Below are 10113 nucleotides of genomic sequence, written 5' to 3'. Positions count from 1 at the left end.
GAGAATGCTAGGGTTTTGTAAAATACCTTCCAAAAATTAGCAAATCCAACCTACGATTGACTTTTGGGCTAAAGGCTTGATATAATGGGTTTGTGAAAAGTAAAGATGAGCCATTAATCCCTTTTAAGACAATAGATTACATCTTTGGCATTCTTGTTTTATTTGTTTCTTTTGGGGTTTATCTGCATACCCTAACCCCAACAGTGGGATTCCATGATTCTGGTGAGCTTATCAGCGTTGCCTACACCTTAGGCATTGCCCATCCTCCTGGTTATCCCCTCTATACCTTGCTGGGTAAGGTTTTTATAACCTTAATTCCCATTGGAAACATTGCCTTCAGGATGAATATGCAATCTGCTCTCTTTGCCTCGCTTTGTGTAATGATGACATATTTTATAACCTTAAGGCTTACATCTCTGATTATTCCTTCTATTGTTGCAAGCTTAACCCTTGCCTTCTCCTTAACCTTCTGGGAACAGGCTGTGATTGCTGAAAAATATACCCTAAATGCCCTCTTTGCCACCTTAATCATTTTCATCTTACTTAAATGGGAAGAAAATTTAAAATTTACAATTTACAATTTAAAATTTCTTTATTTGTTTTCCTTTATCTTAGGCCTATCCTTTACCCATCACTTCCAAACAATCTACCTTGTGCCGGCAAGTGTTTTCTTTATCCTTGCTACATTGATAAAAAATAGAGGAAAAGGCAAAAAGAAATTACAATCAGATTCTGTCTTCTGTCTTCTGTCTTCTGTCTTCTTTTTCCTCTTACCTCTTACTTTATGGGCTTATCTTCCCTTAAGGGCGAGTCAGGAGCCTGTACTTAATTGGGGTGATCCGGATACAACAGAAAAATTTATAAACCACATTACAGCCAGGCATTATAAATCCTATTTTACAAGCTCTCCCAAGGTAATATTATCCCATCTAATAAACCAGCTTAATTTTCTTCCCCACCAGTTTAATATTCTTCTTATTATCGCTCTCTTTGGGCTTTTCGTTCTTTTTAAGAAAAGACTTCTTTTTACATTCTTCTTTTTTATTATCTTCTCCAATATCCTTTATTCGGTAAGCTACGATATTCCAAATATTGAAGATTACTATATTCCATCATTTATTATCCTCTCCATTTTTATTGGGATTGGTCTTTTTCTTATAAGAAGGTTTTCTATTTTGCTCTATCTCTCCTTATTTCTTATCTTCCTTCCGATAAGCAAAAATTATAATTATAATAACAGAACCTTTTACTACCTTGCCTATGATTTAGGGAATAATGTCCTAATGACATTTAAATCAAATCCAATTATCCTTGAATGCGGTGATAATACAGGCTTCCCCCTCCTTTATCTCAATAATGTATTGAGAAAAAGAGCCGATTTAATCCATATTTCACTTCCATTTCTTAAGTATCCCTGGTATAACTCCTTTCTCCAGAAAGTTTATAAAGATGAATTTTCCTTCTCTGTTTCTGCCATTGGTTATACAATCAATCTAAGCGATTATCTCTATAGCCTTATCTTGCGTAACATCAATTCTCACTCCATCTATATTGAGGAGCCTGAGTATATCAATTCATGGAGGCTTATCCCAAACGGCTTGTTTTTTAAAGCCGCCTCAGGAAATGAAGGTATTCCTGATATTTCATACAAAATTAGAGGGTTGGGAAGATATAAAGACTGGCGAAGTCAAATCACCTTCAAAAACTATGCTATAGCTTATACTCTTATAGGAAAAGAAAAGGAAGCAGAGAGGATTAGATCTGTCATTAAAGAGACTAGAAATGAATGAGAAAAGTATTTTTTGGAATGCAAAAAGAAAATTCTTGACAAGAATTGAGTGGGTTGTTATTCTTTTTTACGATGTTTAAAGGTAAAATTTTACATTAAAATTTTTTTCTTGCAAAATTGTTTTGTAAATTATGTTATGCTTAAATTAAGATGAGAATTTTGAAAAATTATAAAATGATAAGGGGGGGGGGGTAGACCTAACCACCCTCAAAGGTTTTTATATAAAATCAAAGCAGGGCAAGTGAGCCTGCTATTTTAAGGAGGTTTAAAAATGAGAAAGTCAATCTTTGGGATTTTGATGGCTTTGGGATTTTGGGTTTGCAAAATAGCCTGGGCAGAGACCTATGTAAGCGGTAATGTCTCGGGAAATTGGACAACGGCTGGAAGTCCGTATATCGTTACTGCCGATGCAACTGTGCAAAATGGAACAAGCCTTACAATTGATCCAAATGTTGAGGTAAGGTTTGCAACAAATACATCTTTAATATGCTATGGCACATTAAATGCAATAGGTACACCCCTTGGCACAATTACATTTACCTCTGACCAGGCAATCCATACACCTGGGCATTGGAAATGGATTAAGCTATCTGGAAGCGGAGCAAATGGAAGTCAAATTAAATATTGCGATATAGGCTACGCAAAGCAGGCAGCTTGTTTGGAAAATGCTTCTAAAATTGCGATTACAAATAATTTTATTCATGATAATAAAGGGGATGATGGATGGGTTTCACAACTACAACAAACAGGTTGTGGAATCTATCTTTCAAATTCAAATAATAGCATCATTGGAACAAATACAATTAAAAATAATCAAGGAGGTCAGGGAGGAGCAGGTGGCTGGGCTGGTTCAGGTGGCTCTGGAGGCATTGGCTGTGGGATTTATTTTTCAAATTCAAGCAATAATACAATCTCAGGAAATACCATATCAAACAGCATAGGAGGCCAAGGAGGAACAGGTGGCAACGGGGGTGGTTCAGGTGGCTCTGGTGGCATTGGCATAGGAATCTGTCTTTCAAATTCAACAAATAATACAATCTTGGGAAATACAATTTCAAATAACCCAGGAGGTCAAGGAGGAAGTGGTTTTCAAGGTTCATCAGGTGGTGCTTCTGGCCAGGGTTATGGAATATATATTGAGCCAAATTCTTATAATAATACAATTACAATTACAAATACATACAACACTGAGCCAATTCATTATTACTATAACCAATCAGGCATAACCATTGAAAGTTAAACATTAACATCAGCTGGTGCAGGTGCAACAAACCTAGGAAGGATTGTCTTAATCAATTGCTCTAATTTTACCATAAGAAATAACACAATTTCTGGTGGAATTGGCCAGAATGGAATAACCGGCAGCTGTGAGAATTCAGGTGGCGCTGGTGGTATTGGAGTTGGAATATATCTTGGAACATCAACAAATGGTACAATTACACAAAATACAATATCAAACAGCACAGGAGGTCAAGGAGGAACAGGTGGTTACCATGGTTCAGGTGGCTTGGGTGGTATTGGCTGTGGGATTTATCTTTCAAATTCAAGCAATAATATAATCTCAGGAAATACAATATCAGGAAATATTGGAGGTCAGGGAGGAGCAGGTGGCTATTGGCGTTCAGGTGGCCCTGGTGGAATTGGAGCTGGAATCTATCTTTATCAATCAACAAACAATACATTAGCACAAAATACAATATTAAATAACACGGGAGGGAGGGGAGGAACAGGTGGCACCCAGGGATCAGGTGGCTCTGGAGGCATTGGATGTGGGATTTATCTTTCAAATTTAAGCACTAATACAATCTCTGGAAATAGCATATCAAATAATCAAGGAGGTCAAGGAGGACCAGCTGGTGGCTGGCTTGGTTCAGGTGGCTCTGGAGGCATTGGCTGTGGTATATACTCTATTTTAAATTCTTTTCCAACAATCCATTACAACAACCTCTTAGGCAACAAAAATGGCGATTTAACTAAAGGCTATGGTGTCTATCATGATGGGACATCAGGAACAATTTCTGCTATTTGCAATTGGTGGGGAGCAAGTTCTGGACCATATCATGGCACTTCAAATCCCATTGGAATGGGGGATATGGTAAGTGATTGGGTTGAATATAGACCTTATCTTCTAGGAACCTTTACCGGACCAAACATTTCAGTTATTCCAAATTCAGGTTTAATTGGGACAATGATAACTGTTGAAGGCTTTGGCTTTGCCACACAAACCCATATTTCCATTTCCTTCGGCACCCAGCCTACCATCACCACCACCCAATCAAGCAACATTGGCACCTTCTCAACAACCTTTGTCGTAAGCACCCAACCCCCTGGGACAAAGCTTATTACTGCCACAGATAGCTATGGAAACTATGCCACCACAACATTTTATCTTCTTCCTCCCACCTTCTTAAGGGTTATCCCCCAATCTAAAATCATTGCAAAGAATGATGAATTCAATGTGGATGTAAGAATAGATGATGTAAGAGAGCTTGCTGCTGCCCAGGTTTATCTTTTATTTGACCCAGGTGTATTAGAGGTTAGAAATATTACCCCTGGCTCTTTCCCTCCCTCGGCAATGAATAGCTATAACACAAATACATCAGGTTGTATCTATTACTTTGCGGGATTATTCACTGGCTCTGCCTCTGGTTCTGGTATTTTATTCTCAGCTCGCTTTAAAGGAAAAGAAGCTGGAACATCTACCTTAAAATTTGGGAACAATACAATCCTGGCAAATGTAATGAGCCAATCTATTCCCTTTAATAAGGATGAAGGCTTATTCTATATTGCCGAATCAATCAGGGTTTATCCAGAAAATAAAAGCATTAAAGCAGGAGAGACACAACCTTATTCTTGTTTTGCCCAATGTGGAGCATCAAATGTAGATGTTACCGGCTCAACAACATTTACCTCAAATGGAGGAGGAAGCTTTACCACTAATTCCTTTGAGGCACATTATATTGGAACATACACCATCCAAGGTGAATTCTTAAGTTTAATTGGAACAACAAGCGTAATTATAACCCCTGGAACACCAACCAGCTTTATTTATGTCTCAGGCAATAATCAAACCCAAAATTGCCAAGAAACCTTAGCAGACCCATTTGTTTGTAAGGTAGAAGATTTTTATCATAACCCTTGTCTTGATGTCTCAATAGATTGGCTAATTACAGAAAATCCAAATGGTGCATCAGGATTTAGCCTATCAGCTACACAAACCCTAACAAACCTAAATGGAACATCGGCAACCTACCTTACCTTAGGAACAGAACCACCAGGAACCTATACTATTGAGGCAAGAAATCCTAGCCTTTCTGGTTCACCCATTATTTTTAAAGCTCATTCTTTAAGGAGATTTGGAAGCATCTCAGGGTTATGCCTGATTGACAAAGGAACAGAGGCACAAAGACAAGCAGGAATATTAGTAAGATTGGTTGAAACCGGAGAAACCAAAACAACAAATATTGATTCTTACTTTATCTTCCAAAATATCCCGGTAGGAACCTATACCCTAGCCTTTACCTACCCTGGGGCAACCCCAGCGACTAAGACCGATGTTTTAATAACCAAGACCCAATTCAACGATACCACAGACATTGGAACAATTACCTTAATTGCCGGAGACCCAAATGGTGATGGACAGATAAATATCCTAGATTGGCCATCTTTGGCTGATTCCCTTGACTCAAGCATTGGCTCTTTAAATTATAATCCAAATTGTGATTTTAATCAGGATGGTGTAATTGACATCTGGGACTTTATGATCTTTAGGGATAACTTTGGAGAAACACAGACCACCAGGGGAAGGGGAATAAGGGCAATTAAAGCAAAATCATCGGGAAATATAGCCTTAAGGTTTGAACCAATCTTAATTGAGAATGCAAAGCCAGGGGATGTTATTACCCTAAATATTCTTATCTCTGAGGCAAAGAATAGCCTTTGTGGAGAGATTCACCTAACCTATGACCAAAACCTCCTTTGTCCAACAGAAGATAAGCTACAACCAGGGAATTGGCCAACCCAAGCTACATCTACCCTAAAGAATAGCGTAAAAGATGGAAAAATAGACTATGCCTTTGGTCTAAGGAAGCCAGAAACAAGTGAGGGAGGAATCTTGGCAGGAATATCATTCATTGTTAAAGCAGAAGGAAAATCAAACCTCTCCTTTGATTTTGATGAGACCTCAAACAGAAACACAATGTTCATTGAACGAACAAGCACAGGAGACCAATTGCCAGATGTAGAAGAAGAACCCATAGAGATAGATGCACCCATTATTCCAAATACTATACTCCTTCCATCATTCCCAAATCCAACAAATAATTCAGCCTGGATTCCATTTAAGCTTGCAGAGGACAACTATGTTTCCCTTTCAATCTACAACATCTTAGGACAAAAGGTAAAAACAATTGATGTAGGCTTTAGAAAGAAAGGACAATACACAAAGGCAAAAGAGGGCTCTGCAATATTCTTTGATGGAAAGAATAACAATAAAGAACCCTTATCCTCTGGTCTTTACTTCTACAAGCTTTCTGCCGGAGAATTCTCTGATTGTAAGGCTATGGTGATTGGAAAATAGCTTACCTTAAATAATCTTGGCAAGGCATACTTTAGGGATAATCAATTAAACAAGGCAATCTGGGCATCGCTGGATTTGCCATCCATAATCTCTCCCATTACATTATAGGCTTCCTCTTGACTTAGATTTTCCTGCAAAATTACCTTTGAGATTGCTTCCTTAATCATTTTTTATTATAATGTTAAATGTTTAAAATGTCAAAGATAAAAAGATATTTTATTACAGGGCTTATTGCTGTTATCCCTATTGCCTCAACCATTGCTATCCTTGCTCTTTCTCTAAAGATTGTCAACAGCCTTTTAAGTATGCCCATATCCAGGGTTTTTGGAATAAAATATAGATTTTTATCTGGACCTCTTGACTTTTTCTCTGGTGTTTTCATTACAATTTTTGTTATCCTTATTACTGGATACATTACTACAAAAATAGGGAAAAGGGGGATATTTGGATGGATAAAAAATTTAGTAGGAAGGGTTCCTGTTATAAGCAACATCTATGCCTCAGTAAAACAGCTTGTTGAGATCTTTATTCTAAATAAGGCAATTGAAGGGTTCACGAGGGTTGTGTTGGTTGAATATCCAAGAGAAGGAACTTATGCTATTGGTTTTGTAACAGCCAAGTCTTCAAAGGATTTGGATAAGGAAACGGGAAAGAGGCTTATAAATGTTTATTTTCCAAACTCATTTGATTTAGCCTCTGGCTTTTTTGTTTTGGTTTGCGAAGATGAAGTTATTCAGCTAGATATTCCCGTTGATGAGGGGTTTAAGATGGTTGTATCTGGAGGGCTTATTATTCCAGAAAAATGGCAAGAATAAAGGGATATTTCATTACAGGGATTATTGCTATTATTCCAATTGTAGCAACGATTGGCATTCTTATTTTTTCTTTAAAGATTACCAGAAGCCTTTTAAGTATGCCCATATCTGGAGCTTTGGGAATAAAATATGGATTTTTGTCTGGTTTTCTTGACCTTTTTGCCGGGATTTTTATTACTATTCTTGTTATCCTTATGGCTGGATATATTACCACAAAGATAGGAAAGGTGGGCATATTTACATGGGTTGAGGGCTTAATGAGGAATCTCCCTGTTGTAAATAGCTTCTATACCTCAATAAAACAGCTTGTTGATATTTTTATCTTAAATAAGGCAATTGAGGGGTTCACAAGGGTTGCTCTTGTTGAGTATCCAAGAAAAGGATTATATGCCATTGGTTTTGTAACAGCCAAATCAGGAAAGGCATTAGATGAGCTTACTGGAAAAAAACTTATTAGTATTTATGTTCCAAAGCCATTAAGTGTTGCCTCGGGATTCTTAATCCTTGTCTCTGAGGATGATATTATTCATTTAGATATCCCTCTTGATGAAGGCTTTAAAATGGTTGTATCAGCTGGGCTTATTCTTCCAAAATGACAAAAAAAGAATTGGGTTTGCAAGTAGCAGAAAAACTGGGCTTTAAAAAGGATGACGCAATCCTTATAGTGAATAAGATTTTTTCAGCAATAGCAGAGATTCTTAAAGAAAAGAAAAGGATTGAAATCAGGGGATTTGGAAGCTTTGTTGTTGTCCAAAGAAAGCCAAAAAAAGGTAGAATAATAAAAACACAAGAGGTAGTGGATATACCTTCCCAAAAGACTGTAGTATTTATTAGGGGAAAAGGGATAAAAAACCTATAAACTTGGTTCTACAAGAAAAAGAATATCCCCTGCCTTTACAAGATGGCCATCGGTGGCAAGAATATTTACAATTTTTCCCTTAATTTCTGCCTTTATTTCATTAAATACCTTCATTGCCTCAATTAAACAAATTGTCTTTCCTGGTTCTATCATTCCTCCTGTTTCAACATAAGGAGAGTCTCCTGGTTTTTGCGACCTATAAAACCTTCCAGAGAGGGGAGCAATTATCTCTTTATAAACACAAGGCTCTTTTTTTTCCTCAGGGATTTCCTTCTCTTTTTTTACAATCTTTATATAATCATCCTTTTCCTTTATAAATATTTCTGAAATGCCAAGTTCGTCTAAAAGCCTTCCAAGATTCTCTATTTTTTCTTCTAATTTCATTTTTTAAGGAATTGGAATGGAAATAAGGAAAGAAGGATGTCTTTTAATGGAGAAAGAAGGGAGAAAAGGATGGAGTTTTGAACAAGCTTCTCTGTTGCCGAAATAGGGAATTTTTCAATAATTATAACTAGTAAGCTTATAAGGACAAGACCCCTAATTGCCCCAAAAATAGCACCAAAAATTCTATCAAATATGCTTAGGTGTAAAATCTTTAAGACTTTTTCTAATAATATACCAATCAGGGAAATAAAGAGGCTTGTCATAAGAAAAACAGCAACAAAACTTATTATATTTGCTAATGACTCATTGTTTATGTATTTCAAGAAAAAGGGAGAGAATTTTTGATACCCCCTACTTGCTACAATTATTCCACAGAATATGGAAAGCAAAGAGAATATTTCCCTTGTTATTCCCCTTAATAACCCTATCAATATACTTATCAAAAAAATGGCAACAATAACAATATCTAATGCGTTCATAAGATGAATTTTACCTTAAACAGGCTTTATTGTCAAATGTTTTTATTTTTTAAGAAGGCTGTATTTATGAAAAGAGGATACCTAAATATTAAAAGAGCCATAATACTCAAGATGAGTATTTCCTGCCAGAGATAGGCAAATTCAATATCCTTTATAATTGCAACAAAAAATTATTTTGCAGTAAAATAATAAAACTGCTAATAGGCAGAATAATACCTTGTTCCGTATTTTGCCATTTTGATATAGTAATATCAGTGTGATAAATTATCTTGACAGGATTCATTCCTTTAGTATATAATGTTTCCTATAGGAAACAAAAATTGGTTATTTAAGTTTCCTGTTAAGGAGAAATATGGAGGAGATAAAGCAACATCTAATTGATTTTCAAAAAAGAAGATTCCAGACCTTTAGCAGGGAATTAGGGATAAAATTTACCAAAGAGTTCGTTATTACAATAATCGGAGCAAGAAGGGTTGGAAAGACCTATCTTCTTTTTGATATGATAAATAGGATTGAAGATAGAAATAATGTTCTGTATGTGGATTTTGAGGCCCCAGAGCTCTTAGATTTTGATGGGAGCAATTTAAGAAAGCTCGTTAACCTTCATCTCCAACTCTTTGGTAGATTAGAATATATCTTTTTTGATGAGATTCAAAATCTTAAAAATTGGCAGATAGGTGTCCGAGAGATTTATGAGGAGAAAAGATATGGCTCATCCCGGATTATAGTGGATAGGGTATGGATAGGGTTTAAAGACACCCATAGAGGAACATCCTTGAATAATCTTTAGCTTCATATACTCCTTATCCCTATAACCATATGCCCTTCTGATAATATTTTTTGCCTTAAGATTAGTTCCCTCTATGTAGCCAAGAGGAACTCTTTTTTCACAATAAGCAATAATCCCATCTATATGCCTGTCTATCATTTTGGCAAATTTCTTGTAAGGCTCAAGTCTACCCCTGCAAGCTTTTCTTTCCAATTATGCCAGAATTTAAGGGCATTGCCTTTGTATCTCCATAACATAGATTTCCAAAGATTTCTTTCAAAAGATGGGCTTTGGAGAGCCTGCGATTAACCATAACCCAACTTCACGGAAGCCTTGTGTCTACCCCTGATTTTTCAAGGGAGAAATTTTCATTATATACTACATAGCTTCCTATCCCTTGTAAATTCAAAGGAAGAAATGTTAAATGCCTCCTTTAACA

12 protein-coding genes are annotated in these 10113 nt (G+C 36.5%); 7 read left to right on the top strand and 5 right to left on the bottom strand.

What is annotated here, in order from left to right; genetic code table 11:
- The first annotated feature begins 92 nt into the window (after window positions 1–92).
- From AB1630_07425 to AB1630_07415, 3 genes are all read left to right on the top strand, one after another.
- Window positions 93–1790 carry a DUF2723 domain-containing protein gene (locus tag AB1630_07425; GenBank protein MEW6103623.1) on the top strand — a complete coding sequence of 566 codons (1698 nt, stop codon included), beginning with the start codon at window positions 93–95 and terminating at the stop codon, window positions 1788–1790.
- Between the two features lie 270 nt (window positions 1791–2060).
- On the top strand, window positions 2061–3029 hold the full coding sequence (locus tag AB1630_07420) for a right-handed parallel beta-helix repeat-containing protein (protein MEW6103622.1): 969 nt from the start codon (window positions 2061–2063) through the stop codon (window positions 3027–3029).
- A gap of 267 nt (window positions 3030–3296) precedes the next feature.
- Window positions 3297–6368: a cohesin domain-containing protein gene (locus AB1630_07415; GenBank protein MEW6103621.1), complete on the top strand. Its 3072-nt coding sequence runs from the start codon at window positions 3297–3299 to the stop codon at window positions 6366–6368.
- A 41-nt stretch (window positions 6369–6409) separates the two neighbouring features.
- On the opposite strand, the gene AB1630_07410 is transcribed toward AB1630_07415, so the two are convergent.
- Entirely contained in the window at window positions 6410–6535 is a 126-nt protein-coding gene (locus tag AB1630_07410) for a hypothetical protein (GenBank protein ID MEW6103620.1), read from the bottom strand.
- Window positions 6536–6553: 18 nt separating this feature from the next.
- Between AB1630_07410 and AB1630_07405 the strand changes: the two genes are divergently transcribed.
- Genes AB1630_07405 through AB1630_07395 form a run of 3 tightly spaced genes read left to right on the top strand, consistent with a single transcriptional unit; the run spans window position 6554 to window position 8042 of the window.
- The gene (locus AB1630_07405; protein MEW6103619.1) at window positions 6554–7183 is read left to right on the top strand and encodes a DUF502 domain-containing protein; all 630 of its coding nucleotides are present in this window, start codon (window positions 6554–6556) and stop codon (window positions 7181–7183) included.
- A complete protein-coding gene (locus AB1630_07400) occupies window positions 7171–7779 on the top strand; it encodes a DUF502 domain-containing protein (GenBank protein ID MEW6103618.1) in 609 nt (202 codons plus the stop codon). The genes AB1630_07405 and AB1630_07400 overlap by 13 nt, the downstream gene beginning before the upstream one ends.
- The gene (locus AB1630_07395; protein MEW6103617.1) at window positions 7776–8042 is read left to right on the top strand and encodes an HU family DNA-binding protein; all 267 of its coding nucleotides are present in this window, start codon (window positions 7776–7778) and stop codon (window positions 8040–8042) included. The genes AB1630_07400 and AB1630_07395 overlap by 4 nt, the downstream gene beginning before the upstream one ends.
- Here the strand turns inward: AB1630_07395 and AB1630_07390 are convergent.
- Together AB1630_07390 and AB1630_07385 are read right to left on the bottom strand one after the other, a co-directional pair.
- Window positions 8037–8426: a biotin/lipoyl-containing protein gene (locus AB1630_07390; protein ID MEW6103616.1), complete on the bottom strand. Its 390-nt coding sequence runs from the start codon at window positions 8424–8426 to the stop codon at window positions 8037–8039. The two genes, AB1630_07395 and AB1630_07390, sit on opposite strands and share 6 nt — an antisense overlap.
- Entirely contained in the window at window positions 8423–8905 is a 483-nt protein-coding gene (locus tag AB1630_07385) for a CvpA family protein (protein ID MEW6103615.1), read from the bottom strand. Before AB1630_07385 ends, AB1630_07390 begins: the two co-directional genes overlap by 4 nt.
- A gap of 352 nt (window positions 8906–9257) precedes the next feature.
- On the opposite strand from AB1630_07385, the gene AB1630_07380 reads away from it, so the two are divergent.
- Window positions 9258–9695: an AAA family ATPase gene (locus AB1630_07380; GenBank protein MEW6103614.1), complete on the top strand. Its 438-nt coding sequence runs from the start codon at window positions 9258–9260 to the stop codon at window positions 9693–9695.
- Here AB1630_07380 and AB1630_07375 read toward each other — a convergent pair.
- On the bottom strand, window positions 9618–9833 hold the full coding sequence (locus tag AB1630_07375; GenBank protein ID MEW6103613.1) for a transposase: 216 nt from the start codon (window positions 9831–9833) through the stop codon (window positions 9618–9620). The two genes, AB1630_07380 and AB1630_07375, sit on opposite strands and share 78 nt — an antisense overlap.
- Window positions 9834–9861: 28 nt before the next feature.
- The gene (locus AB1630_07370; protein MEW6103612.1) at window positions 9862–9987 is read right to left on the bottom strand and encodes a hypothetical protein; all 126 of its coding nucleotides are present in this window, start codon (window positions 9985–9987) and stop codon (window positions 9862–9864) included.
- Window positions 9988–10113: the final 126 nt, after the last annotated feature.

The organism is bacterium, from assembly GCA_040753555.1.
In the GTDB taxonomy this organism is placed as follows: domain Bacteria; phylum UBA9089; class UBA9088; order UBA9088; family UBA9088; genus JBFLYE01.
The sequence above is the reverse complement of the archived record's forward strand: the minus strand, read 5'-3'. Positions and strand labels throughout refer to the sequence as shown.

Bases quoted from the DNA above. Each gene is read 5' to 3' on its own strand.
- AB1630_07370 (MEW6103612.1), bottom strand. From the start codon at position 9,987: ATGGTTAATCGCAGGCTCTCCAAAGCCCATCTTTTGAAAGAAATCTTT.
- AB1630_07395 (MEW6103617.1), top strand. From the start codon at position 7,776: ATGACAAAAAAAGAATTGGGTTTGCAAGTAGCAGAAAAACTGGGCTTT.
- AB1630_07405 (MEW6103619.1), top strand. From the start codon at position 6,554: ATGTTTAAAATGTCAAAGATAAAAAGATATTTTATTACAGGGCTTATT.
- AB1630_07420 (MEW6103622.1), top strand. From the start codon at position 2,061: ATGAGAAAGTCAATCTTTGGGATTTTGATGGCTTTGGGATTTTGGGTT.
- AB1630_07410 (MEW6103620.1), bottom strand. From the start codon at position 6,535: ATGATTAAGGAAGCAATCTCAAAGGTAATTTTGCAGGAAAATCTAAGT.
- AB1630_07380 (MEW6103614.1), top strand. From the start codon at position 9,258: ATGGAGGAGATAAAGCAACATCTAATTGATTTTCAAAAAAGAAGATTC.
- AB1630_07390 (MEW6103616.1), bottom strand. From the start codon at position 8,426: ATGAAATTAGAAGAAAAAATAGAGAATCTTGGAAGGCTTTTAGACGAA.
- AB1630_07375 (MEW6103613.1), bottom strand. From the start codon at position 9,833: ATGATAGACAGGCATATAGATGGGATTATTGCTTATTGTGAAAAAAGA.
- AB1630_07400 (MEW6103618.1), top strand. From the start codon at position 7,171: ATGGCAAGAATAAAGGGATATTTCATTACAGGGATTATTGCTATTATT.
- AB1630_07385 (MEW6103615.1), bottom strand. From the start codon at position 8,905: ATGAACGCATTAGATATTGTTATTGTTGCCATTTTTTTGATAAGTATA.